25 protein-coding genes and 1 pseudogene are annotated in these 25021 nt (G+C 69.4%); 10 read left to right on the forward strand and 16 right to left on the reverse strand.

From position 1 onward, the window contains the following. Positions 1-45: 45 nt before the first annotated feature. On the forward strand, positions 46-1590 hold the full coding sequence (locus tag F1734_RS24410; RefSeq protein WP_238424058.1) for a bifunctional 3'-5' exonuclease/DNA polymerase: 1545 nt from the start codon (positions 46-48) through the stop codon (positions 1588-1590). Here F1734_RS24410 and F1734_RS24415 read toward each other — a convergent pair. From F1734_RS24415 to F1734_RS24430, 4 genes are read right to left on the reverse strand one after another with little or no spacing between them, the layout of a single operon-like run. After that, complete coding sequence (locus F1734_RS24415; protein ID WP_203011167.1) at positions 1569-2426, reverse strand: DNA-3-methyladenine glycosylase family protein; 858 nt, start codon at positions 2424-2426, stop codon at positions 1569-1571. The genes F1734_RS24410 and F1734_RS24415 overlap by 22 nt on opposite strands. After that, complete coding sequence (locus tag F1734_RS24420) at positions 2423-3004, reverse strand: methylated-DNA--[protein]-cysteine S-methyltransferase (protein WP_010595655.1); 582 nt, start codon at positions 3002-3004, stop codon at positions 2423-2425. The genes F1734_RS24415 and F1734_RS24420 overlap by 4 nt, the downstream gene beginning before the upstream one ends. Continuing rightward, a complete protein-coding gene (locus tag F1734_RS24425) occupies positions 3001-3492 on the reverse strand; it encodes an RNA polymerase sigma factor (RefSeq protein ID WP_010595656.1) in 492 nt (163 codons plus the stop codon). Before F1734_RS24425 ends, F1734_RS24420 begins: the two co-directional genes overlap by 4 nt. Continuing rightward, entirely contained in the window at positions 3479-3976 is a 498-nt protein-coding gene (locus tag F1734_RS24430; RefSeq protein WP_010595657.1) for a methylated-DNA--[protein]-cysteine S-methyltransferase, read from the reverse strand. The genes F1734_RS24425 and F1734_RS24430 overlap by 14 nt, the downstream gene beginning before the upstream one ends. Before the next feature lie 292 nt (positions 3977-4268). On the opposite strand from F1734_RS24430, the gene F1734_RS24435 reads away from it, so the two are divergent. After that, the gene (locus tag F1734_RS24435) at positions 4269-4556 is read left to right on the forward strand and encodes a hypothetical protein (protein WP_010595658.1); all 288 of its coding nucleotides are present in this window, start codon (positions 4269-4271) and stop codon (positions 4554-4556) included. Positions 4557-4604: 48 nt separating this feature from the next. Beyond that, complete coding sequence (locus tag F1734_RS24440; protein WP_010595659.1) at positions 4605-5216, forward strand: TMEM175 family protein; 612 nt, start codon at positions 4605-4607, stop codon at positions 5214-5216. A 118-nt stretch (positions 5217-5334) separates the two neighbouring features. On the opposite strand, the pseudogene F1734_RS26355 reads toward F1734_RS24440, so the two are convergent. Then, positions 5335-5481, reverse strand: a pseudogene (locus tag F1734_RS26355) (dienelactone hydrolase family protein); the annotation flags it as partial. Between the two features lie 147 nt (positions 5482-5628). Between F1734_RS26355 and F1734_RS26475 the strand changes: the two are divergent. The 4 genes from F1734_RS26475 (at position 5629) to F1734_RS24460 (ending at position 7608) form a co-directional block, all read left to right on the forward strand. Beyond that, complete coding sequence (locus F1734_RS26475; RefSeq protein WP_255325546.1) at positions 5629-5751, forward strand: hypothetical protein; 123 nt, start codon at positions 5629-5631, stop codon at positions 5749-5751. A gap of 31 nt (positions 5752-5782) precedes the next feature. Beyond that, entirely contained in the window at positions 5783-5989 is a 207-nt protein-coding gene (locus F1734_RS24450; protein ID WP_017679712.1) for a hypothetical protein, read from the forward strand. Beyond that, on the forward strand, positions 5986-6153 hold the full coding sequence (locus F1734_RS24455; RefSeq protein ID WP_017679713.1) for a hypothetical protein: 168 nt from the start codon (positions 5986-5988) through the stop codon (positions 6151-6153). The genes F1734_RS24450 and F1734_RS24455 overlap by 4 nt, the downstream gene beginning before the upstream one ends. A 93-nt stretch (positions 6154-6246) precedes the next feature. Continuing rightward, on the forward strand, positions 6247-7608 hold the full coding sequence (locus tag F1734_RS24460; protein WP_203011168.1) for a hypothetical protein: 1362 nt from the start codon (positions 6247-6249) through the stop codon (positions 7606-7608). Between the two features lie 36 nt (positions 7609-7644). On the opposite strand, the gene F1734_RS24465 is transcribed toward F1734_RS24460, so the two are convergent. Continuing rightward, positions 7645-10845 carry a type I restriction endonuclease subunit R gene (locus F1734_RS24465; protein ID WP_203011169.1) on the reverse strand — a complete coding sequence of 1067 codons (3201 nt, stop codon included), beginning with the start codon at positions 10843-10845 and terminating at the stop codon, positions 7645-7647. Between the two features lie 187 nt (positions 10846-11032). On the opposite strand from F1734_RS24465, the gene F1734_RS24470 reads away from it, so the two are divergent. The 3 genes from F1734_RS24470 (at position 11033) to F1734_RS24480 (ending at position 13000) form a co-directional block, all read left to right on the forward strand. Beyond that, positions 11033-11515, forward strand: coding sequence for a hypothetical protein (locus tag F1734_RS24470; protein ID WP_203011170.1), 483 nt, complete (start codon positions 11033-11035; stop codon positions 11513-11515). A 32-nt stretch (positions 11516-11547) separates the two neighbouring features. Continuing rightward, positions 11548-12219, forward strand: a complete 672-nt coding sequence (locus F1734_RS24475; RefSeq protein ID WP_040274673.1) for a DUF4352 domain-containing protein — start codon at positions 11548-11550, stop codon at positions 12217-12219. A 181-nt stretch (positions 12220-12400) separates the two neighbouring features. Continuing rightward, positions 12401-13000 carry a DUF2510 domain-containing protein gene (locus F1734_RS24480; RefSeq protein WP_048771555.1) on the forward strand — a complete coding sequence of 200 codons (600 nt, stop codon included), beginning with the start codon at positions 12401-12403 and terminating at the stop codon, positions 12998-13000. A gap of 151 nt (positions 13001-13151) precedes the next feature. On the opposite strand, the gene F1734_RS24485 is transcribed toward F1734_RS24480, so the two are convergent. The 10 genes from F1734_RS24485 to F1734_RS24530 all read right to left on the reverse strand — a co-directional run bounded on the left by F1734_RS24485 (position 13152) and on the right by F1734_RS24530 (position 24939). Beyond that, entirely contained in the window at positions 13152-13412 is a 261-nt protein-coding gene (locus F1734_RS24485) for a HepT-like ribonuclease domain-containing protein (RefSeq protein WP_225223308.1), read from the reverse strand. Between the two features lie 109 nt (positions 13413-13521). After that, on the reverse strand, positions 13522-13980 hold the full coding sequence (locus F1734_RS24490) for an XRE family transcriptional regulator (protein WP_010595666.1): 459 nt from the start codon (positions 13978-13980) through the stop codon (positions 13522-13524). 155 nt (positions 13981-14135) lie between these two features. Further along, a complete protein-coding gene (locus F1734_RS24495) occupies positions 14136-14942 on the reverse strand; it encodes an acyl-CoA thioesterase domain-containing protein (RefSeq protein ID WP_203011171.1) in 807 nt (268 codons plus the stop codon). Positions 14943-14978: 36 nt separating this feature from the next. Then, complete coding sequence (locus tag F1734_RS24500; protein ID WP_203011172.1) at positions 14979-16226, reverse strand: hypothetical protein; 1248 nt, start codon at positions 16224-16226, stop codon at positions 14979-14981. A 750-nt stretch (positions 16227-16976) separates the two neighbouring features. Further along, positions 16977-18596: an alpha/beta fold hydrolase gene (locus F1734_RS24505; RefSeq protein ID WP_203011173.1), complete on the reverse strand. Its 1620-nt coding sequence runs from the start codon at positions 18594-18596 to the stop codon at positions 16977-16979. Positions 18597-18790: 194 nt separating this feature from the next. Beyond that, positions 18791-19051, reverse strand: a complete 261-nt coding sequence (locus tag F1734_RS24510) for a type II toxin-antitoxin system Phd/YefM family antitoxin (RefSeq protein WP_203011969.1) — start codon at positions 19049-19051, stop codon at positions 18791-18793. A 108-nt stretch (positions 19052-19159) separates the two neighbouring features. Continuing rightward, the gene (locus tag F1734_RS24515) at positions 19160-19963 is read right to left on the reverse strand and encodes a PASTA domain-containing protein (RefSeq protein ID WP_203011174.1); all 804 of its coding nucleotides are present in this window, start codon (positions 19961-19963) and stop codon (positions 19160-19162) included. Between the two features lie 112 nt (positions 19964-20075). Continuing rightward, positions 20076-21254, reverse strand: a complete 1179-nt coding sequence (locus F1734_RS24520) for a restriction endonuclease subunit S domain-containing protein (RefSeq protein ID WP_124258464.1) — start codon at positions 21252-21254, stop codon at positions 20076-20078. After that, positions 21251-22864 (reverse strand): class I SAM-dependent DNA methyltransferase, encoded by a 1614-nt coding sequence (locus F1734_RS24525; protein WP_203011175.1) that lies wholly within the window; start codon positions 22862-22864, stop codon positions 21251-21253. The genes F1734_RS24520 and F1734_RS24525 overlap by 4 nt, the downstream gene beginning before the upstream one ends. A 2-nt stretch (positions 22865-22866) precedes the next feature. After that, positions 22867-24939 (reverse strand): hypothetical protein, encoded by a 2073-nt coding sequence (locus F1734_RS24530; protein WP_203011176.1) that lies wholly within the window; start codon positions 24937-24939, stop codon positions 22867-22869. Between the last annotated feature and the right edge of the window lie 82 nt (positions 24940-25021).

The raw sequence follows: 25021 nt of genomic DNA on the forward strand, positions 1-25021 counted from the left end.
GGGTCCGGAGTCGGCGGTGTCGGCACGACAGTGCAGACTGGACAGGTGCGCACCGTCCTGGTTCCCGACACCGCCGGCGGGCAGTCGCCCGGCGGGTGGACCGTTCCGGTCGACCCCGACGGACGACCGCTCGCCGCTGCCGAGCACCACGACGACCTGACGACATTCGTGCGGACGTGCGAGGCGACGAACCCGCCGCGCTGGATCTGGACCGGCACCGCCTCCGTCTACCCCGCACTGCTGCGCGGCGGGGCCCGCGTGCGCCGATGCCACGACCTCGCCTCCACCCGCGCAATCCTCAACGTACGCGCCGGGATTCCCGCGCCTCCGGAACAGCCGATCGACCAGCGACCGGGACTGTTCGACGTCGCTCCCACCGCCGACCTCGACTCGGTGCTCGCCGAGTTCGCCCGGCAGCGGGCCGAACTCGGTGGCCGCGCCCGGCTCGAACTGCTCGTCGCCGCCGAATCGGCGGGCACGCTGGCCGCCGCCGAGATGAGCTTCGACGGGCTGCCCTTCTCCGCCGACGCCCACCGGCGGGTGCTCGAGCGCACCCTCGGCCCGCGCCCCACCGACGACGGGTTGCCGCCTCGGATAACCGAACTGAACGCCCGGATCGGTGCGGTGTTCGGTCGTGCGCTCAACCCGGCCTCGCACACCGAGGTGCTCGACGCGTTCCGGCGGGAAGGCATCGAGGTGCCGTCCACCCGCAAATGGGTACTGCGCGAACTCGACCATCCGGCGGTGCCGCTGCTCCTGCAGCACCGCGATCTGTCGAAGCTGCACAGCACCAACGGCTGGCACTGGCTCGACACCTGGGTGCGCGACGGCCGGTTCCGCCCGGTCTATGTGCCCGGTGCCGTGGTGTCCGGGCGCTGGGCGAGCCGCGGCGGTGGGGCCCTGCAGATTCCGAAGGCGTTGCGGTCGAGCGTGATCGCCGAGCCCGGCCACGTTTTCGTGATCGCCGATGCCGGCCAGCTCGAACCGCGCATCCTCGCCGCGATGTCCGGCGACCCGCGGATGACGACGGCGGCGGGGGCCGAGGACCTGTACGCGCCGGTGGCGGCGGCGACGTTCGGCGGCGACCGCGCGAAGGCGAAGGTGGCCGTGCTCGGCGTGCTCTACGGTGCGACGTCCGGTGAGTCGCGGGCGTTGCTCACGATGCTGCGGCGGAGTTTTCCCGAGGCGGTGGAGTTCGTCGAGCACGCCGCGCGAGCCGGGGAACGCGGCGAGGTGGTGCATTCGTGGCTGGGCCGCGCGTGCCCGCCGCCCGACGCCGGCTTCTTCGTGCACGGCGACGCACGGGCCCGGGGGCGGTTCACCCGCAACTTCGTCGTCCAGGCGACAGCCGCCGAATGGGCGCTGTGCGTGCTGGCGGATCTTCGCCTGCGCCTGGCCGCCGGCGACGCCGGTGAGCTCGTCTTCTTCCAGCACGACGAGATCGTGGTGCACACCCGCACGCCGGAGACCGCGACGGCACACCTGTCCGCCGCGGTGGAGTCGGCCACCCGGTTGCTGTTCGGAGCCACCGAAGTGCGTTTCCCCATGCAGGTCTCGGTGCGCGACTGCTACGGCGCGGACGACTCGTAGGCGGCGTGCGTCCACAGGTGGAACGCGGCGTAGGCCCGCCACGGACTCCACCGCCGCGTCCGGACCGTCACCTCGCGGGCGGTATCCACGCCGAGGGCCCTGCGCAGCACCAGATCTCCGACGGGACACGCGTCGCGGTCCCCGAGCACGCGCACGGCGAGGTAGTCCACGGTCCACGGCCCGATTCCCGGCAGTCCGAGAAGGTCCCGGCGGAACCGCACGGGGTCGGACGGATCGAGACCGTCGGCCGCGGCGCGGGCGAGCGCGAGCACGGTACGCACCCGGGCGCCGGTCAGCCCCACGGCCGCCTGCAGTTCGTGCGGGTCCGCACCGACGAGCCCGGTCGGCAACGGGAAGCAGAGCAGGCCGTCGCGTCCCGGATCGCCGTAGCGGGCGACGAGGCGGCCGGCGAACGTGGCGGCCGCCGCGACGCTGACCTGCTGTCCCAGCACCGTCTGGACGGCGGTGTCGAACCAGTCCGTCGTCCCGAGCACGCGCAGTCCCGGCCGGGCCGCCACCATCGGCGCGAGGTACGGATCGGCGCCGAGCGCCGCGTCGATCACGGCCGGGTCGGCATCGAGGTCCAGCCACCGCCGGACCGTCTGCTCCACCTCGGGTAGATCGCGACGATCCGCGTCGATCCGGACGGACACGTGCTCGGAGCCGGGACGGATCGCGACCACCGTGGGACCGTACCGCCCCCGCACCGACCGGACGTGCGTGCCCGTGTCCGCGTCGTGCCGTTCGAGACCGGCGACGGTGTGGCTGCGCAGCGCGGCGAGCATCGGCGCCGCGGCCAGCGGCGGCGTCACGGTCGGCCGCAGGACGACGCTCACGCCGCGGTCTCGAGCCGGAGCAGGGCACGCTTGGCTTCCACCCCGCCCACGTACCGGCCGAGGTCGCCGTCGCCGCGCACCACGCGATGGCACGGCAGGACGACGGGCAGCGGATTCCTCGCGCACGCCGTGCCCACCGCCCGGACGGCGCGGGGGCTGCCCGCCACGGCCGCCACCTCGGCGTAGCTCGCGGTCCGGCCGTAGCCGGGCAGGTGCGTGATCACCTCGCGCCGGAAACCCCGCGCCAGGGTCAGGTCGAGCGGCAGGTCGAAGGTGGTGCGCGTGCCGCGGAAGTACTCGTCGAGCTGGCGGGCGGCGGTGCCGAGCCGGGCGGGTGCGGCAAGGATGCGGGGGCTGATGTCGGCGGCGAGCCGATCGAGGACCGCGTCGTGGTTCTCGACGGCGTACGCGACCCGCACGAGTCCGGCGGGGGTGGCGGCGAGCAGCAGCGGCCCGACCGGGGTGTCCACGATGCGGTAGGCGACGTCGAGCAGGTCGGCGGCGCCGGCAGCGACGGTCAGCCGGGCGTGCAGGCGGGTCAGATCGGCGGTGGCGACAGGGGACGGTTCGAGCGTCATGACGGTTCCTCCGTCGGATAGCGGCGGCGCAGCGCGGCCCGGCCGTCGGCGGCGGCGCGGCGCGCGGCGTCGGTGGAGTTGCCGAGGATCGTGGCGATCTCGGCGTAGGGCAGGCCGACCACGTGGTGGTAGACGACGGCGGCGCGTTGGGTGAACGGCAGCGCGGCGACCGCGGACCACAGGTCGTCGTCGGGTGCGGGGATGCCCGCGTCGGCCGGGCGCTCCGGGAGGACGGCGACGGGTACCGGCGTGCGAGCCCGGGACCGGTGGACGTCGACGGCCTTGCGATGGGCGATCGTCACGAGCCACGCCTCGACGTTGCTGCCCGGACGCAGCGCCGGGTAGGCGCGCAGCGCGGCGAGAAACGTCTCGGACCAGGCGTCGTCGGCGTCGACGGGACCGAGCAGCGCGCGGCACACCCGCAGGACGGTGCCGCCGTGCTCGGCGACGACCCGCTCGAACGGGGGCAGCGGGTCACGGGACGGCACGGGTCACCTGCGCCTCCCGGTCGAGCAGGTAACGCTTGCGGTCGAGACCGCCGGCGTACCCGGTGAGGGTGCCGTCGCGGCCGATCACGCGGTGGCACGGCACCACGATGCTCACCGGGTTGCGGCCGTTGGCGGCGGCCACCGCGCGCACGGCGGTGGGTTGCCCGACCGCGGCGGCGAGCTCGGTGTACGTGCACACCGTGCCGTACGGGACGGCCTGCAGCGCCTGCCACACCCGGCGCTGGAACGGGGTTCCGTGCAGCCCGAGCGGCACGGTGAACTCGGTGCGCCGGCCCGCGAAGTATTCGTCGAGCTGCTCGGTGATCTCCTCGAAACCGGTCGCCGCGAGATCCCCGAAGGTGTGCGGGCCGGGTCGGTGCCGATGTTCGGCGAGGTACAGGCCGCTGAGGGCCCCGGCGGTCCGCACCAGAGTCAGCGGTCCGATCGGTGAGTCGACGACCGTGTGGGTTCGCGTCGCGTTCACGGGTTCGATCCTTCCATCCGGTGTATACGGGGTAGACGCCTCCACGGGCGGAAACGTGAGATCGGTCCGTGACGCAGTTCACCGGGCCGTGGCCGGAATACCCGGGAACGGGTCGGTGTTGAAGAGTTCGGATCGGCACGCTCCGTGTCCCCCGGGCTCAATATTTCTGCCTTTGCAGAGTTCCGTCCGGCTGGAGCTGCATTGCGCCTTTCGCCGTGAGGCGACCGAGCGTGCCGGTCCTTCATCTTTCGTCGGGGGGCGTGGCCCCGCCCCGGCCGGGGAACCCGGACTCATGGCCAGGCGAACCGAACCCGCGGTCGCGGCGTCGAGCCAGTGGATCGACGACGACGGAATCCGATACCCGCGCGGCGATACGCACGCCTGGACGCCCGGCACCAATCAGACCCTGTGCGGACTCCCGCTCTCCCGCGCCCGCCTCGCCCGCTTCCCGCACGTGCCGTGGAGCGAGGCGCTGTACCTGGCGGACACCGGCGAACACGGTGTCGTACCGTGCCGCCGCTGCACCGCGGCCACGCGCCACGATCGGCCCCGGTGGACCCGCACGGACCCCCGGCCGTGACCGCCGTTCGGCTCCGCGCCGGGACGCGCGATGCCATGCTGTGAAGCCATGGCGGAACCGAGAGAGCGGGACCGGAGCTTCGAACGGTATCTGACGTTCCTCGACGCGATCGTGGCCATCGCGATCACCCTGCTGGTGCTGCCGCTCGTCGATCGAGCCTCCGATCACGAGGGGACGACGATCGAATTGCTGCACGACGCCACCGGAGCGATCGGGGCGTTCGCCCTGAGCTTCGTCGTCATCTTCCGGTTCTGGTGGGGGCAGCACCGGCTGGTCCGCGACATCGTCGCCGACGATCCCTGGGTCGATCGGGCGCTGTTCCTGTGGGCACTCACCATCGTCTTCCTGCCCTTCCCCTCCGCGCTGGTGGCGACGAACTCCGACGAGACCGCGACCCGTGCGCTGTACATCGGCACCATGGCGGCCAGCGGGGCGGCGCTGATGTTGTCGGCGTGGGCCGCCGGCCGGCACCCGGCCGTCACGGCGGGCGCCGAGCCACCGGATCTGGCGGGGACTGTCGTGCTGACGGCGCTCATGGTGGTGGCACTGGTCCTGAGCGTGACCGTCCCGCCGCTGTCGTACTACCCCCTGCTGTTGTTGCTGCTGTCGGGTCCGTTGACCGGGCTCGTGCGGCGCGGCCGTCACCCGTCCGGCGCGTGAGTCAGGTCACCGATGGGAGCCGCTCGCCGCCCAGTCATCCGCGGCGACGATCGTCAGAGCGGATGACCGGCCGGAGAGCGGGTACCCGCTCGGACAGCACCCGCTCGAGCTTCCCGGCCGCGCCCCGCAGTACCTCGGTCGCGTTCCTCGGCAGCATCCCGTAGTTCGGTGCCGCGGCGAGCACCGCAAACCCTCCGCCCGTGCAGAATCCGATCACGCCGACCTTGCCGGTGCAGTCGCCTGTCCACCGGCAACAGCCGCGCGCCGGCCAGTCATCCGCGGCGACGATTGTCGACGCAGACGACCGGGCGGCACGCGGATGTGGGAACGCAACCCCTCCGAAGTGGACTTATTTTTTCTTTTGGGTATGGTCGAGCCGAGTTCGCGATTGCCGATTCGGAAAGGATTGACAATGGCTGCCAAGTCCGCCGTCAAAAGTTCCAAACAGTCCGCCCGCGCTTTGAAGGAGCGCCGCGCGGAAAAACGAGCCAAGGCTCAGGATGCGGGTCAGCTCATCCGCAAGCGCAAGAGCTGACCACTCGATCAAAGCCGGGACACACACTCGAATGCACTCCACGACAACGACTCTGGAGACCCTCTACCGGAACATCGGCGAAATGATGACGCGAGACCGGAATCTCGAAATCGACTTTCCGGGATACCGCCAAGGGCTGGAAACCGCCCGGCTGTACGTACTCGACGAACTGGCCCGATACTCCGCTTTTTCGATGGCGAGAAAGGACAGCGCAGAGAAGAAGGCACGAGCCGCATGAAAATCACCAGGCATGCGCTGCAGAATATTCGCAGCAATCTGGAAAACGAACTGGCGACCGTCGGATCGTCCACCCACACCCGGGGCTACCGCCGCGGGCTCCACGACGCCCTGGCGCACGTGGTCGCCCTGCAGGACACCACCGACGCGCGCACACCGCACTGAAAACCTCTCCCCTCGCTCCGTCCCGGCCGATGCACCCGGGACGGAGCGTCGTCTCGGCCCGGTGTGGCCGGTGTCGAAAGCGATGACCGAACCATGATGCGCATCCCTGTGAGCGCGCCCGGCGCCCGGCTCGAGTCGGGCAGCACACCCGTGCGGGCCGCCGTGCTGAAGGTGATGTTCCTACCCCTGGACATCGGCGAACGGCCCGTACCACCCCCGGTACCCGCCGTGCCCTACGCCGAGCCGTTCCTGCCGGCCCGGATCGCCGGCCGCACCGGCTACCTCGAACGCCCCGCTGCCCTGCTGGCCTTCCGGCACCGCACCGAACCCGGCACCCGGCTGACCTTCGGGGCGCCGACCCCCGCCGCGCACCCACGCCCGTACGACGGACCGGCGGGGGCATGTGCGTCGCTGTGGGAGGTGCCGGGCGCCGGACCGGTACTGGTCTGCGAGATCCTGTCCGCCGATCCACCGGGTGCCGTGCTCACCTGGCACAGCGACCCTCTGTTCGACGGCGCCGAGACGGGCTTCCGGCGGACCCTCGACGCCTTCCTCGCCCCGTTCGGGATCACCGCCGACGCCAGCCTGGTCGACCTGTTCCCGCGACTGGACACCCGGCTGCCCGACACGGAGGTGTACCGCCCCCTCGCGCAGGTCGCCGTCCGCACCGCGCCTCCCCTTACCGACGAACCGTCGATCGAGGGACTGGTGGTCGAGGTCGCCGGCGACGCACGCGAGGCGGCGCGCCGTCTGGTCGACGGCCCACCCGCCGGCGTACTGGCCGAGGCAGCGGCGCGCTCGTGCGGACGGTTGCAGGCCTGGCACCGGCCGGCCGCGACGGACGTGGCCGTGCGCAAGGACGGCCGGGCGTTGCTGCTCGACCTCGGGGGCGGATATGTCGGCGCGGACAGCCGGGAGACGCTGTACCACCTGCTCGGCTGGACGGGCCTGCGCGCACAGCTGCATGCCGATCACCGTCGCCTGCTGACCGCGCTCCGGCGGCACGAGACGCTCGACCCCGACGAGATCCGCACCGCCCTCGGCGATGTCGCGCGGGCACGGGTGCGACTCGTCGAACTCGCCGTGCTGTCCGCCGAGGCTCGGCCGGCGCACGACGACCCGAAGTGGGCACGCACCCTGCTCGTGTCGTCCGGCGCCGGGGAGGTCACCGCGGTGCGGGCGGCGGTGGAGGAGTTGTGCGCCGCCGCCGAGCGGGTGCTGTGGCAGCGCCTGCACCTGCGCTCGACTCGCCGGTCGTGGTGGGCCGACCCGAAGGCGATGGCGGCCGCCGCGACCTGGGTGGTGTTCGTCGTTGCGGTCACCGCGTTCGCGGCGTCGACGCAGGTGCTGGCCGGTGCGGCGATCGTCGCCGTGGCCGCCGGTGCGGCCATGGGGTTCGTCGAGTCCCTCGAACGCCGACGGGCGCCGAAGCGACGACGTCGCGACCGCCGGTGAGTGCCACCCTCCAGTACGCGCGCGCAGAACGCACCCTCACGCCGCCATCGTCGGAGCGATCGCCTCCATCTGTTCGAGTACCAGCTTGATCGCGCCTGCCTGCCGATCCGGCGGGTATTTGTACCGCGTGAGCAGCCGCTTGATCTGCGAGCGCAACTTGGCCTTGACGTCCGCCCGCACGCGCCAGTCGGTCCTGACGTCGCGACGCATGACGGCGACGAGTTCCCGGGCGATCTGGGCGAGCACATCGTCGCCCTGCTCGGTGACGGCGGATTCGTTCTGGGCCACGGCGTCGTAGAAGGCGAGTTCGTGCCAGTCCAGCGGCGGATCGAAGCGGCGGCCGCGGTCGCCCTCGGCCTGCACCTCCTGCGCGACCTCGACCAGCGCGGCGATCACCTCCGCCGAGGTGAGCTGCGAATTGGTGTACTTGTTCATCAGCTCCTGCAGGCGTTGTGAGAACGCTCGCTGACGTACCAGATTGTGCCGTGCGACCTTTCGCGCCTCCTCGTTGATGAGCTTGCGAAGCGCCTCGATCGCGAGGTTCGGGTTCTTCGCGTGTTCGGCCCGTGCCAGGAACTCCGCATTGAGTTCGGTGAGCGAGGGCCGCGGAATGCCGGCGGCGTCGTAGATGTCGAGTACCTCGCCCGATTCGACCGAGGCGGCCATGAGCTGACGCAAGGCGCGCCGCACGTCCTCCGGAACAGCGAGCCCCCGCGCCTGCCGATCCTCGGCGTCGAACTTCGCCATGTAGACGCGGACTTCCTCGAAGAACTTCGCGTCGGCGGCCAGCCCTCCCAGATCGGGATGGGTGCCGCAGATCGCCCAGGAACGGGACAGTTGGGAGGAGAATTTCCGGAAGCGGGCCGCAAGAGTCTCGTCCCCTTCCGGCACCCGGTTCTCCGGAAGCTTCGGGTCGCGCAGGTAGTTCACGGTGGCGAGCACAGCTTCGATATAGCCGCGCGGTCCGGTGGCGGACCGGAGGCGCGACCGCCAGTCGAAACCGTGCAGCATGTTCGCGAGCACCGTGAGCAGGTTCTTGACGGCGTCGACGGACTCCTCGATCGGCCGGCCCAGCGGTTTGGTCTCCTGATCGGTCGCCGTGTACTCGGCCAGCGCCTCGGCGAGGTTGTCGGCGACGGGCGCGTAAGCCACGAGCAGCCCGTCGCGCTTGCCGCGGAAGGTGCGGTTGACCCGGGCGAGGGCCTGCATGAGCAGCGCACCCTTCAACGGCCGGTCGAGGTAGAGGGTGTGCAGCGGCGGCGCATCGAAGCCGGTGAGCAGCATGTCCTTGACGATGACGATTTCGAGCTCGTCGTCGATGTCCTTGAGCCGCTTCTTGATCGCGGCGTTAGCCGAGTCGCGGCGCACATGCCTGTCGATCGGCGGCTGATCGGCCGCGGTTCCCGAGTAGACGACTTTGATTCGCCCACTGGAGATCTCGTCCGAATGCCAATCCGGGCGCAGTGCGACGATCTCGTCGTAGAGATTGGCGCAGATCTCGCGGGTCGCGCACACGATCAGGGCCTTGCCGGGCGCGGTGGGGTTGTCGTCGGACCCGACGAATTTGGCCATCTGCTCGCGGCGACTCTCCCAGTGCTCGACGAGGTCGGCGGCAAGCTTGTGTAGCCGGGCCGGCGCGCCGTAGACGGCGTTGACGACCGCGACGGACTTCTCGATGCGGTCGCGGTCGGTGTCGTCGAGTCCGACGGTGAGTTCGTCGGCGGACGCGTCGATCTGCTCCTCGGTCACGTCGCCGGCGAACGCGACCTTGACCAGCCGGCTTTCGAAGTGGACCGGGACGGTGGCGCCGTCCTCGACCGCACGGGTGAGGTCGTAGACGTCGATGTAGTCGCCGAACACCGCCCGGGTGTCCCGGTCCTCGAACGAGACGGGCGTGCCGGTGAAGGCGATGAGGGTCGCGTGCGGCAGCGCGTCGCGCAGGTGGCGCGCGTAGCCGTCGAGGTTGTCGTAGTGGCTGCGGTGCGCCTCGTCGACGATGACGATGACGTTGCGCCGGGCCGAGAGGAGGGGGTGGCTGTGGCCGGATTCGCGTTCGTCACGGCTGCGCCCGAATTTCTGCAGGGTCGTGAAGTAGATCCCGCCGGTTGTCCGGCCGGACAGTTCCTGTCGGAGTTCGTCACGGCGCCGAATCTGCCGCGGCTTCTCGGGGAGCAGCTGGGAGCGCAGAAACGTCTCGTAGAGTTGGCCGTCGAGTTCGTTGCGGTCGGTGATGACGACGACGGTCGGGTTGGCGAGCCGGGGGTGGCGGATCACCTGGTTCGCGTACAGCTCCATTTCCATCGACTTACCGGAGCCCTGGGTATGCCAGACGACGCCGGCCTTGCCCTCGGAGTCGACGGCGTGCACGGTCGACGCGACGGCTTTGGTGACGGCGAAGTACTGGTGCGGCTTGGCGATGCGCTTGATCAGCCCGCCCTCGCTCTGATCGAACGCCGTGAAGTCGCGTACGAGCTGCAGGAACCGTTCGAGGTTGAACAGCCCGTACAGGGCGACGTCTAGGGCTGTGTGGTCGCCGGTGGGTTCGATCGGGCGGCCGTCGTCGTCGACGTTCCAGGGGGAGAAGTGTTCGTACGGGGTGAAGGGCGTCCCGTACTTGGCGGTGATGCCGTCGGAGACGAGCGCGACGACGGCGAAGCGGAACGCGAGCGGGAACTCTCGTAGGTAGGTGTGCAGCTGGGCGTGGGCACCGTTGAGCCCGGCATGCTCGCTGCCGGCGTTCTTCAGTTCGATCACCGCGACGGGCATCCCGTTGAGGTACAGAACCACGTCGAAGCGGCGCTCATGGTCGCCGCGGATTACGGTCACCTGACGCGCGGCGAGCCAGTCGTTGTCGTCCGGGTCCACGGAAATCAGGCGGATCGTGGGTGTGACCTCCACGCCGCTGTCGTCGACATAGTTGATCTTGCGCAAGCCTTCGGTGAGGTATGCGTGCACGGCGCGATTCTCCGAGATCGCGTCGGTGGATCCGGCGGTGGTGACCACGTCCACGGCCTGCTCGATCACCTGGGGCGGCAGGTCGGGGTTCAGCCGGGCGAGCGCCGTGCGCAGGCGCGGCTCGATCACCAAGTCGTCCCACGACGAGCGTTCCCCGCTGCCAGGGGCGATGTCCACTCCGGACACGGGACGCCAGCCCAGTTCGCCGAGGGTGTCGAGCGCGAGCTGCTCCCACACCGACTCGTTCAGGCTGTGGCCCGTGAAATCCAGGATGTCTGCCATGGCACCAACTTAAGAGGTCGGCTCGCGTCGAGCGAGCAGGCGGGCGGTGATCTGTCGAGACTTGTCGTCGATTGCACGGGGCGCTATCAGTCGATTGATAACCCGCGTTATCGCGTTCAAGGTACTGCGATTGAGCTACTCGGGTCGAAGCTGGGAGCGTCCCGCACCGCTCGATCGAGGAGATCTTGTGACGTACCCGAGCCTTCATCCCGCCCCTGCGGCCGAGGTCGATTCGTCCCGGCGCGCCTTCCGTCGGGGTTTCGCCGCCGGCGTCGCCGCCGCCCTCGCCGTCGGTGCGCTGGTGACGGGGGTCGTGCTCGTGGTGCGGAACATCGCCGGCCCGGACTCGTTCACGGTGGGCGGCACGATGACGCTGCAGGACGGATTCACCCCCAGTTCCGCGACGCAGTTCGACTGCGAGGGCGAGGGTGGCTACTCCGACATGTCCCCCGCGGCGGCGGTGACTGTCTCGGACCAGTCCGGCACCCTCCTCGCCAAAGGCCGGCTCGACGGCAGCATCGACATGGGCGACAGCTGCATCTTCACGTTCGCCGTCGCGGACGTCCCGCGTGGGGCCGCCTTCTACGAGGTGGAGATCTCCCACCGCGGAGGCATCTCGTTCACCGCGTCCGAAGCCGAGGACGGCATCTCCCTCAGCCTCGGCGACTGATCACCCATCTTCCATTCGAAAGCAGGTTTGTCGTGAACCAGAACGATCCGCGTATCCAGCCGCCGCAGGGCTTCCAGGCCCCGCAGTACCCGGGCTGGCAGAACTCGGCTGCCCAGCCGCAGCCGCCGCAGAAGAAGCGCAAGAAGTGGCCGTGGGTCGTCGGAGCCGTCGTCGCGCTGTTCGTGATTGCCGGCGTGTCCGGCGGTGACGAAGAGGACTCCTCCGCGGCGACCGCGCCGTCGGCCGGGCAGACCCGGGAAGATCGGGAGTCGGCACCGTCCCGCCCCACCCAGGCCGAGCAGCCGGCCGCGGGGCTCGACACCCCGGTGCGCGACGGCAAGTTCGAGTTCGTCGTCACCGAGGTGCAGACCGGGCTGACCACGTTGGGCGACAACCAGTTCCTGGCCGAGGAAGCCCAGGGCCAGTTCGTCATCGTGACGATGACGGTCTCCAACATCTCCGATCAGCCGAAGGGTCTGAGCCCGAGCGATCAGAAGTTGATCGACTCCCAGGGCCGCACGTTCAGCCCGGACACGTCCGCCGCGCTGAACCTGGAGACCGACGTCGCGTTCTGGGACGAGATCAACCCCGGCAACACCGTCACGATGCCGGTCGTGTTCGACATGCCGGTCGATGCGGTTCCCGCCTCGATCGAACTGCACGACTCCATGTTCTCCGGCGGAGTCACCGTCTCCCTGCGGTGACGTCCCCGGGGCCGGTGCGCCCGCGAGGGGTCGGGCGCACCGCCACTTTCCCGGCTCGGGGAGCGAGCGAATGTATCGCTCGTCCGGCCCCCTCCCATCCCGAGCGAAAGCATCGCTCACCACCTCAGGAGCGGCACACTCACTCGCTCCTGCGGTCGATTCTCAGACGAAGGGCAAGACGATGTCGGACGACAAGACGCCCGCACCCGCCGGCTGGTACCCCGATCCGAACGGGGGACAGCGTTACTGGGACGGCACCCGGTGGCTGGACTTCCCCGGCTCCGGCGCCGACGACGGCAAGAAGCGCCGAATCAGGAAGAAGCCGCTCCTGATCATGCTGGCAGTCCTGCTGCTCGCCGTGGGTGGTGGGGCGCTCACCTGGAAGCTGAATCACGACGCCCAGGTTGCGGCACAGGTCGCGGCGGCAGAGGAAGCTGCACAGCGCGAAGCGGAACGTCAGGCCGCAGAGAAGGCGGCGCAGCAGCAGCGCGACAACGCCGAGCGCGCCTCCCGCGCGCGCTCCGTCTCGGAGATCGAGTCGAGTGTGGAGCAGATGGCGAACAAGCACATCGACAACGGAATGTTCGACGGGCCGGTGATCGAGGTGACCTGCTCACCCGTCAACGGCGGGTCCACCGACAACCTCACCGAGACGACGACGGTGTTCGAGTGCTTCGTGGCGACCGAGGACAACGGCGACGGCACGATGAGCGGGTACAAGTACCACGCGACGATGAACTGGACGACGGGCAGCTTCACCTACGGGTTCGGGGCGCCGTAGCGACGACGACAGCCGCACGCTTCGGCGTCCTGTCGCACCTCAGGACGTTACGCCCGTCCCTCCACACCTGCGCCGTACATCGACAACGAAAGCGACGGTTGTCGATGTACGGCGCCGTCCAGACTGCGAGGCGAGCGGCAGAGGGCCGAGCTCAGTGGCGCAGTCCCAGCGTGGCGCTCAGCTCGGGAATCCGCGTCGCCAGGGCCGAGTACACGAGACGGTCGTTCACCTTGTCGTAGTGGTGTGCGATCAGGTTTCGCATCCGTCCGATCGCAACCCAGTCGACGCCGGGGAACTCGGACTTGAACGTCTCCGGCAACTTCTCGACGACCGTGGCCACCTGGATCAGGATGTGCCGACCGTTGTTCCGCAGCACGCGCCCGTGGGGACTGTCCTCCAGGTAGGCCTCCAAGCCGAGTCCCACCGTGTAGGACGCGTCTGCCGCGAAATCGGCGAGGTCCTGCAAACGACGGCGAACGCGCTCATCCGCATATTTCTCCGGCGTCACAAGTTCTCCGACGTCACAGCGCCACGGCTTCCTTTCGGGCGCGGTCCCCCACGCGCCCCCCGGCTCGCCCGTCGACGATCTCGACCCGCACGGTGAGCAGGTCTTCCAAAGCTTGCTGCAACTCGAGCAGATCGACGATGTCGTGGCGATCGCTGAAATCCACGATGAGGTCGATATCCGAGGCGAAGTCGTCGTCGCCGCGCGCCACAGATCCGAACACCCTCGGGTTCGGCAGCCCTGCCTCGGCGAAGAGCTCGCACACTTCTCCACGTCGGGCTGCCAGAGCCTCGGAGGGACGAACGGGCAGGGCTGCCGTCAGCGCCGAACGAGCCGGCTCGGACGGCTGCCGTCGTCCTGTCTCGATCGCGGCGATCAGGGGTTGCTTGATGCCGGAGCGCTCGGCGAGCTCCCGCTGCGAGAGACCCAGAATCCCCCGCCGGATGCGAACGAAGTCACCGAAGCCGACAGCCACGACATCACGATAACAGGTGTTGTTATCACTTGAAGCGATGTGGGCCGGATGCGGCCCATGCCCCCCGGGCAGTCACGGGTTCGCTCGAATGTGCAGTTCTCGTGGCGACACGCCGGGCAACGCCCACGAGAACTGCACGCTCGGCACAGTGCCGCTCAACCGAAGTTCACCTGACGACGAGCGTTCGCCAGGCACGTGACGGCGCCCGTCCCGAACGGGCCGAGCCGGTCGAACAGCACCGAGGTGCCCACCGCGACGCCGTCGGCGCTGAGGTGGTGGTCGGCTTCGACGCCGACCTCGGTGCCGACGGGCAGCCGCGAGAGGGTCAGGGTGAGATCGCCGTTGATGAAGCCGACGCCCTCGTCGCTCCAGTTGGCCATGAAACTGGTGCCCTCGCCGACGACCGCGGTCCGCACGAACGGCGACATCTCCTCCCCCACGAGCACCGGAATCTGCCGGGACCACATGCGTTTCCGGCTCGCGTTCTGGTGCTCGGCCCGCACCTGCGACCAGCCCTCGGGGTGCGCGTCGCTGCCGAACCAGGTGCGCGCGAATCCGGTCTCCGGGCCGTCGAACGCCTCGGCGGGCGGCGTCGGGTGCTCGTCCCGGGTCCACACCGTGCCCGGCGGCTGCTCGGACGGGCGCAGGTAGACGACGGTTCCGCGGGCGGTGACGTCGTCGCCCTGGATGAGGTAGGCGTCGGCGACGCGGATGCGGTTGCCGTCGCGCACGCGGGTCGTCTCGAACCGGACGGGCGCGTTCTGCACCGGGCGGAACAGGTCGACGGTGAGCCGTGCGGGGACGAACCCGTCGGGACCGTGATCCTTGTCGAGTTCCCGGGCGAGCAGGCCGGTCACGCACGGCCCGGCCAGCATGGTCGACGACCAGGGGCTGACGGCGTACTTCGTGGGAAGGTACGTGCCGTCGGATTCGGTGAAGTATCCGCACGTGGAGTCAGGCATGGTCGGATTCTCGCAGTGTCCGTTTCCGCGGCTGCGTCAGGTTCCGGCGTCCTCACTCGCCCTGCGATGCCCGAGCCGTGCCATCGCCGCACCGCAGGCCAGGACGGCGGCGGTCGACGCACCCACCGACGTCCACACCCACGCACTCGGGCTCCACCCGGCTGGGTCGTCGGTGAGCGGGGTGTAGGCCGTCCACCCGAACTGCGCGAGCAACGGCAGCGCCAGCACCGCCGGCAGGGTCAGCGAGGTGACGGTCACGGGCGCCGTCGACGGCAGTGACGCGACGATCGTGTACGCGGCGGCGAACGACACCACGAGGACCGTCGCCGCGAAGTTCACGTTGTCCCACGGCGGACGATCGAAGATCCCGGAAGCCGCGACGAGCGCGAGCAGCCCCACGCCCACCAGGGGCATCGGCCTGCGGCGACCCAGCCACACACCGACAGCCACGAGAACCGGCCCGATCAGCAGCGCCGGCCACGCGGCCGGCGACCACGAGACGGTGCCGCCCACGGCGACGACCACCGCCGTCGCTGCCAGGAGCACCACCCCCGTCCGTCCCCGCAACCACAGCGCCGCGGCGATGAGCACAGGCACCGCCACCAGACCCCACAGCCACCGAACCTCCCCGAGGTCGTCCAGGGAGAACAGCGCGTGGTGGAACGACCAGTACAGCCCCACCCCGAGGATCGGCACACCGATGCCAACGGCCACCTCCCGCCCGCGCGCCCGGGCGACCGGCGCCGTGTCGTTTCCGGCGGTCAGCGCCACCACCCCTGCCGCGACGGCGGTGACGATCGCCAGCGACAGCCACACGGCATCGACCGGCTGAACGCTCGCTGCAAGGTAGGACGCGTACCGCTGAGGCGCCGAGTTCAGCTCCCGGAACTGCGCGAGCGGCTCGGCCGTCAGCAGCCCGGCGACCATCGCTCCGGCCAGCGCAGTGTGCAGCTTCTCGGCGCCCAGCACGACGAGCGCGCCGAGCAGCAGGCCCGCGCCGATCGTCGCGACGTACACGTCGAACCGCCACCCTCCCGGCAGCGCGACGACGGCCACCGCCATCGCCCCCACCAGGGCGGCCGCGAGCACGCGCCGACGAATCGATGTCGCCGCGGCCAGCGCCGTAAGCGCTCCCGCTGCTGCGGCGGCGACGTCGGAGGTGAACACCGGGCCGGGCAGCAACCCGTCGGCCAAGGGATAGGTGTCGACGCTCGGGGTGGCCAGCACCAGGCCGGCGGTGAAGCCGCCGACGACGAGTAGGACATATCGGAAAATTGACGCCACGCCCTACCATCGCCGGGCGGCTCACCTCGGGCGTGCTCGACGCGCCGGACTCTCTTCGGATTTCGTCACGCACGCCCGAGGCATCCGAACGCGCGTTCGAGTTGACGGTGGGCGCCGGCCGTGCCACCATCCCTCCATTGGCCTGAAAACAGGTCGACCCCGGCAGGTGTTGCAGCACCGCACCGGGGTCTGGGCACACGACAGAAAGAGCTGTCATGCACCGTAGGGTGGAGTCTATCCACACGCCCGGCAGGGGCGTGTACCCGCAACCGCGCGCACGTTCCGTCGCGCCGATCCCACACCGCTGCACCCGGCCGGCGTCCTGACGCACGAGCCCCTCGGCATCGAGGGGCTCGTCGTGCATCGCTGCTCCCGGTGTGCGCGAGGGCAACCGAGGCACACCGGTCTACGTCGCTACTCTCCCGTGGTCCGACGTCAGCGCACGGACGCTGCGAGTGCGAGTTCGTTGCGCTCGAAACCGACTGGGCACCAGTACCTTTGTCCCCGTAGCTGGTGGCGGGGCACCTGATCGCGCGGGTCGACACGTTCGTTCGGGTCCAGTACAGCCGCACGTCGCCCGCGACGTGGGGCCGAAAGTGCTGGCCGAGACGGTCTATCGGGGTATGGCGACCGGGCAGCGTCGGGGAAGGGGCCGAAGAACACAGGGACCCGCAGGGTCTCCGCTCGGTCGGGGACAGCCGCCCGCAGGGCGTCCGCCTCCTCGACACGCCTCCCACCCCGGCACGTTCGTCATCCGGCGGGAACGCCACCACCGAGGAAGTCCGTGACCGCCTCCATCACCTCGGCGGGCTGCTCGTCGTGCGGGTTGTGCCCGGCCCGGTCGATGATCCGAAGGCGCGCACGGGGAATGCCGGCGGCCAGCTCCCGCTGACACTCCGGGGGGAACACGAAGTCGTCGCGCCCGGCCACGACGAGCGTGGGAGCGGTGATCTCGCCGAGCCGATCGGTGACCGTCCAGTCCTTCAGCAGATGCCGGCCGGCGAAGATGAGCGGCGCCGGCCGCAGCCGCGAACGCCACGCGCCGCTGCTCAGCTCGCGCGCCAGTACGTCGAGGCCGGAACGGTAGAAGTATGCGTCCCCGATCTGCGCGAAGATCGGAAAGTACTCGCGGGCAGTGAACTCGCCGGTGAACCACCGCCGCACCAGCTCCGCCTTCTCCCGGCCGTAGCCGCGCTCGAGGAGCACCTTCGGTGCGTTCTGCCGCTCCCAGTGACTGTCGGCGCCGGTGTCGAGAAGCACGAGGTGCGAGACCCTCTCGGGGAAGCGCAGGGCGTACTCGAGCGCGACCTGCCCGCCGAACGAGTGGCCGAGCACCGCCCACCGGTCGAACCCGAGGCGCTCCCGCAGGGCGTCGGCGTCCGCGGTGAGGTTCTCCCACGTCATCGAGTCGACGGGCGCACCGATCGAGCGCCCGTTGCAGCGGTGGTCGTAGAACACCAGGGTGAACCGGTCCGCGCACTGCCGGAAGGCCTGCATCGTCCACATGTCCGCCGACGGTCCGCCGTGCATGAGCACGAGCGGCGGCCCCTGCCCGACGACGTCGACGTAGAGGGAGGTGTCCCGGATCGGGACCCGGCCGGGCCGGACGCGGTGCAGGCTGCCGCGCCATGTCACCGCCGCCGACAACGGACCACGAGAGTCGCGTCGTCGCACCTCGCCTGTCGCCGTGTTCGAACCCGTTGCCTGCGAGTCATTTTCGATGTTGCTTTTGAGGACTGCCAGCATGCGCGCCTGCATGATCCACACGACCGGCGGGAAGATCCCGGAGTAGACGAGGCGCGTAAGCCATCGCGGTCGACCCGCCTGATACCCGCTGACGACGAGGCGGGTGCGCCCGCCGGGCAGCTCCTTCAGTTGGAAGCCCCACAGTCCTTCCAGGTAGGCGGACGGGCGCGGCTGACCGGGGTCGAGGGTGCCGCCCCGCAGATCGATCAGCCCGTACAGCCCGAGGAACCGGTTCGGCTCGATCCGCGCGACCTTGTACGCGTCCAGAGGTCCCGCCCCGGGCGCCCAGTACTTCAGTTGGTCGCCGGGCCGGATGTCCTGCCATTCCGGGTGCACTTCCCGGGCACTCGGACGACCGGCGTTGTCCAGGTGATCCCAGGAGTACCAGCCGCCGCGGTCCCAGCCCATCTGCACCAGCCACGGCCACACCTGCTCGGGCGGCGCGTCGATGGTGACAGCCATCGCGCCCGATCTCTCCCCGTCGGGCACCAGATCCGCACCGGGGAACGGTCCGCGGACCTCCTCGTCGGTGGCGCCCCACCGCACGAGCCGCGGGCGCACGAAGCGTCCGTAGACCACGGCTGCCGCCGCGCCCGCCACCGCTACCTTCGGTGCGACTACCATGTGTCCAGCGTGCGCCGGGTCCCTGGTGCTCCACAAGGGACCACTGGCCCTCGTCAGTGCAACTCAGCCGCCGACCACCCGGCCGCCGCGTCTCGAAGACCCTGGCTCGACGATCTCGCCGAGGCCTCTTACCGGCCGTAGTGATACCGGCACGCGGCGATGCAGGCATCGACGTCCCGCACCCAGCCGCACGGTCAGTCATCACCGTCGATCGGTTCGTGCACCTGCCCCTCGCCTGCTTCGAGCCGTTCCATCGCATCGAGTAGACGTCGAGCGTTCGCCGGTGAACGCATGAGGTAGGCCGTTTCACGTAGCGACTCGAAGTCCGCCAGGGAGACGATCACGACCGGTTCGTGGCCCGAGCGGGTAATCACGATCTCCTCCCGGTCGTTGACGACAGAGTCCAGAACCTCGGCGTACCGGGCGCGCGATTCGCTGTAATTCATGGTTCGCATGACGACCTCCGTCTTTCTACAGAAATCGTACGTCCCAGCCGAGATGGGTTGTCTGTCCGAAGCGGTCGACGAATCCACGTTGCTCCCAGCCACGCCACGAATCCGTCGTCAGGAGCAGTCGCCCGGCTCCCCGTCCTTGACGACGGACAGCACTGCGTCGCCTTCACCGATGAGCACGCCCGGGGCCGGCGCTTGGGATACCACCACCCAGTTCCGGTCGAGGATCTGTGCCCGTCCCCGTCCGGTTGCGTCGACGCTGCGGGAATAGAAGATCCCGGCGGCTTGGATGGTGTCCTGCGCGGCTTGCAGGTCCATGCACGTCACGTCCGGCATGACGGCGGTCGGCGCGGTGTCGGCGACGTTCGTCGTCGGTGCCGACGCTGACGTGGTCGGAGACGGCACGGGCGTCGTTGTGGTGGCCGGCGCCGCGACGGTGGTCGACGGGGCAGCCGGGGTCGTCGGCGTGGTTCGCGACGCCGGCGCAGCGACAGGCGGTGTCGCCGAGTTCGTGACGTCCGGCTCGCTGGGGTCTTCGAGTCCGTTCTGTATGTCGGTGATGATTCCGAAGACCACGAACAGCGCGGCGACCGCGGCCGCGATGACCACTCCCCTGCGGACCGGCGGTCGGGGCGTCGGCTCGGGCGGCGGCGCGAAGGCTGCCGGATCCCCGGCAAGGTAGGCCTGGTGGCCGGCCTCGGCCCTGGCCGCCAGGGCGGACCGTTCGGCCTCGAGCCGGGCGCGACGGTCGCGGATCAGCTTCCCGACAGCCAAGTAGCCGAGCCCCACCCCGATGCCGAGCACGAGGAGGAAGCCGGCGACGTCGCCGTGGATGACGTACAGAAACGCCATCCACACGAAGATGGCGGCGAACATGCCTGCGACGACGCGCAGGTAGGGCGCGATGCGTTTCATGGGTGACCTCTCTCGGATCGCACCGGTGTCCATGTGCATGCTGCACGAGTCCCATCGCACGAATCGGTGTGCGCGTTATCCGCGCGATGGGACTCGACTGTGGCAGCTTCGGTCAGACGGCGTCGGCGACGACTGCTTCGGCGTCCCTGACGCGGAGCTCACCGGACATGAGGCGCGGGAGGAGGGTGTCGCGGAGCGCGGCGAGAGTCTCCGACTCCTCGCGGGCATTGTGGACGACCCTTGCCAGATTCGTGATCCGCTCGGCTATTGCTGAGTCGAGCCGACGAGGATCTGCAACTTGCACTTTGAGGATGTCTGCCGGCTTCACTCGCTGGTGACTCCCGGACGTGCCTGCGACCATCGACTCCAGTTGGTGTCCGACGACGGGTTGGTTCAACGCAGCCCACAGGACGGACGTGGACGAATACTTCGGCTCCAGGACGAGGAACTCCGTCGACGCGAACGACGGCACATTCGGTAGGTCCATCACGTCCCACACACGCGGAAACCGTGGATTCAGTTTGGAGATGAGAACCGACGGTGCCGTAATCCGGAACTTGGCACTCTTGATCTCGCCGGGACTCACACGCTCGGGGCGCTGTCGCTCATCGAATGCGGGAAGACTGAAGTGCGCAACTGATCCGGCATCGCACTCAGCAGGATCCTGAGAGGTTCGCCGATGTTCGACCAGGTCTGCCAAAGGAGCCGATGCGGCGCCGTGCAACCACAGAACAGCAAGTTTCCGCGCAGTCTCAATGAGCTTACGATCTGCAACGATCTTGCCGTCGAGGGCGCCTAGGACATCAGCGATGGCGCGCTGCTCGTCGAGTGAGGGAAGCAAGAGGTCCATATCTCGTGCTGCGCCAACGTTGAAGTGCTGTTGCACGGCTCCGACGAGACGGGAACTTACGAATCCTTCCACGACGCTGTTGATGAAGTAGCTCAGCCAATGTGCGTTAATACTTGGACCGGGACGGGTAATGACCAAATCTGCGCAGTTCGCGAGGGTCCATTCTTGCGGGACTACAGCAGTTGCGCCCGGTTTTCCAGTGCGGACGGTAACGACGTCACCCGGGCGCAAGGAGGACTTTCTCAACGTCTCGTGAAACTCCACTGGGATGTAACGAACATCCGTCAGGTCGAATCCATGAGGTACGACGTTCTGCGATCTAAGGAAGATCACGCCGCCTTCACTATACTCGCGGGCCATTGAACCGACATGCCCTACAGTCACTTCCTGAGCCATGTCACCCAACTTGACTTGGCGCCATCCCTCGGGAATTTCGCTCACTCCACCCTCCCCAACTGCTCGCGCACCACAGCCGCCAACCGCGCCGACTCGTCGAACTGCTCGTACAGTTCCTTCGTCAGCCGCGCGATCTTCTCCTCAATCGGCTCGCCGTCGTCCTCGATCGGGGCCGCACCGACGTACCGACCCGGCGTGAGTGCGTAATCGGCTTCCTTGATCTCCGCGAGCGTCGCCGAGTAGCAGAAGCCCGGCTCGTCCGCGTACTCCTCACCGGATGCGGATTCCGTTCCGCGCCAAGCGTGGTAGGTGCCGGCAATCTTGGCGATGTCGTCGTCCGACAGCGCGCGCTCGGCGCGATCCACCATGTAGCCGAGGTTGCGGGCGTCGATGAAGAGCACCTGGCCGCGACGATCGACCTTGCCCTTCACACCGGCCGACTTGTCCTTCGCGAAGAACCACACGCACACCGGAATGCCGGTGCTGCGGAACAACTGCGTCGGCAACGCCACCATGCACGAGACCAGGTCGGCCTCGACGAGCCGCGCCCGGATCTCGCCCTCGCCTCCGGAGTTGGACGACATCGACCCGTTCGCCATTACCACGCCCGCGCTGCCCTTCTCGGCGAGCTTGGAGATAATGTGCTGGATCCACGCATAGTTCGCGTTGCCGGCCGGCGGAACGCCGTACTTCCAGCGCTTGTCGTCTTCCTTACGCGTCCAGTCCTTGATGTTGAACGGCGGATTCGCCATCACGTAGTCGGCGAGCAGATCCGGGTGCTTGTCCTGGGCGAACGTATCCTCCCAGCGGTCGGCGAGATTCGCGGTGATGCCGTGGATTGCGAGGTTCATCTTCGCCATCCGCCACGTGCGCTCGTTGAGTTCCTGCCCGTACACCGCGACGTCGGTCGGGTTGCCGCCGTGGTGCTCGATGAACTTCTCGGTCTGCACGAACATGCCGCCCGACCCGCAGCACGGGTCGTACACCCGCCCGTTGTACGGCTCGAGCACCTCCACCAGCACCCGCACCACACCGGCCGGGGTGTAGAACTCGCCGCCGCGCTTACCCTCGGCGCGAGCGAACTTCTCCAGGAAGTACTCGTACACCTCCCCCAGCAGGTCGCGCGCCTTGCGGGCGCCCTCACCGGTGAAGCGGGTGTCGCCGAGCAGGTCCATCAGCTCGCCGAGGCGCCGCTGGTCCACGCTGTCGCGGTTGAAGATCACCGGCAGGGTGCCCACGAGGGTCTCGTTGGCGTTCATCAGCTCCCGCATCGCCGCGTCGACCAGCTGGCCGATGGTGCGGGCCTCGACACCGGCCGCCTCCTGGATGCCCTTGGCGTTCTGCGCCAGGTACGACCACCGCGCCGGCTCCGGCACCCAGAACACACCCGACCCCAGGTACTCGTCCTGGTCGTCGATGAGCGAAGCGATGCCGTCCTCGTCGAGACCGTCGGCGACGAGCTCGGCACGGATCTGCTCACGGCGCTCGTCGAACGCGTCGGAGACGTACTTGAGGAACACCAGACCGAGGATCACGTCCTTGTACTGGGAGGCGTCCATGGAGCCGCGCAGCTTGTCCGCTGCCTTCCACAGCGTGTCCTTCAGTTCCTTCATCGTCGACGGCGCGGTGGGCGCCGCCTTCTTCCTCGGTGGCATGGTCAACCTTCCTCCCGGCCGGGCCGGGTTCCTGCGGTGACGGTGAGGACGCCGTGGCCCACACCGTCGGTCAAGGTATCGGTGAGTCGGTCGAGGGTGTCGAGCAGCTGCCGTGCGGCCTCGCGTCGCGCGCGCAGCTCCTCCAGTGCGGCGCTCACCGCGGGAATCCGGTCGGCCTCCACGACCGGGATCGGCCAGTCCCGCCACACCTGCCCGGACCGGATGGCCCCGGCGGGCTTAGGTGCGACGGGCATGCGACGCAGCGTGCGCGCCACGAGTTCCGGCAGGACTCCCGAGGCGTGCGGGTCGGCGACCCGCAGCACGCGCGCTGGTGACAGCACGACCGCGGCGCCCTCGTGGTCGACGACGACGCCGAATTCCGGTGCCGTGCAGAAGACGATGTCGCCCGGCTCGGTGTAGCGTCCGCTCGGGTAGCGAGTCGCCAGGACGAGGCGGTCGATGCCGCGGTCGCCGATGCGCGCGCGGCCGAGCAGCTCGTCGGTGCCGATGACGCGCACGTCGCCGCCGGCTTCGACATCATCGTCGTCGATGCGGTTGCCAGGCATCACCTTCAGCACTCCGGCATCGGCGAGCCGGCCGGCGGTCGGCGCCGGGCGCGGAGCCTGCCGGTATTCGACGCCGAGGTGCAGGTCGTCCCGCACCGCACGCGCCGCCCGGTTCGCCGCGCCCACCAGTTCGGCCGCCTCGGCCGCGGTCTCGTTGCCCGCGATGCGGCGACGCCGGCGCCGGGGCGCGGGTGGCAGCAGGCCGCGACGGTCCTCGGCGAGCAGCGTGGAGGTGCGGTGCACCGAGGCGAACTCGAATGCGTGGGCTCGCAGGTGCTCGCGCGACCCCATCGCGGCGGTCACGTCGGCGACGATTCCGTCGGTCACCGCTGCGTCGAGCGCCCTGGTCCGCAGGTCCGCCAGCACCGTCCACCGGTCCGTGGGTGCGACGGAGTCGTCGGGCGCTCCGAGCACCCACAACGCCATCGACGACCCCGGTTTGGTGACGAGCAGTCCCTCCGGGAGGCGGAATACGGCGCGCAACCGGTCCGACCGCAGCAGGTCGGCCCGGACGGCGGCAGCCTCCCGGTCGCGCAGAGGATCGGTCAGCGCGGATGCCGGCCCGACGATCACCGCGAGGTGCTCGGCGCCCATCTGCACGGTGATGTTGTCGATCTCCGCGAGGATTCGGGCATCGGAGTAGCCGAGGGTGGACGGCGACGGATACTGGGTGAGAAACACAGCGGGCCCGTCGATCGAGAAGTCCTCGTCGAATCCCGTTGCCGGCGTGGGTCGGCGACGCCATCGGTGCACAGAAAGCCGGCGCCGCGCCAGGCGCGCCGTCGGGGTGTCGGCGTGGCCGGTCATCGCGATCGGCTCGACGAACTCCGGCAGGCGCTGCCGCAGCGCGACGAACAGGTCGCTGCCGTCCGGCGACGGATCGACGAAGACGGCCCGGTCGTCGGGTGCCAGCGCGCCGACGACCTGCGCGCACATCTCGAGCGCGGCAGGGCTGAGCGCCGTATCGGCCAGCGCGTCGAGGGGCAGGCGGAACCGTTGCGCCATGAGGGTCTCGAAGGCGTGCTCGACGGTGTAGGCGGCGTCGGCCATGCGGTCGGCGTGCGCGGCGTAAGTGGGTAGCCGCCCGCCGAGCGCCTCGATCTCGCGGTAGAGGTACGCGTCGTCGGGGTCGAGGTCGTCGGCCTCGTCGAGCAGGTCGTCGCCGTCGAGGTCCGCGAGTTGCTCCCCGGTGCGGGCCTTGACGCACAGCAGGGCGGTCAGCGCCGCGAACGCTGTGGCCGCGTCCGCACCGGCGGGATCCTCGAAGGCTGCGTGCGCGGCGAGGTCCTCGGCGACGGACGCATTGTTGCCGAGTCCGCGGCTCGACAGCCAGGCGACTACGTCGTCCGCACGGTAACGGTGTTGTCGGCCGTCGGCGCGCACCGGCTCGGGAAACGGCCGATCCGGGCCGCGATACCGCTTCGCCCACATGGTGACGACGGGCCGCTGCACGCGGGCGAGTGCCGCGATGTCCGCCTTGGACAGCAGGAGCGCAGAACCGGTACTCACGTGTCGGCCCTCCCCTCTACTCTTGCCTCGACGCCCGCGATCGGCGCGGTTTCCCCAATCTAGACGACGTTTCCGACACGCC

The sequence above is a fragment of the Rhodococcus ruber genome, assembly GCF_016804345.1.
GTDB classification, from domain to species: Bacteria; Actinomycetota; Actinomycetes; order Mycobacteriales; family Mycobacteriaceae; genus Rhodococcus; species Rhodococcus ruber.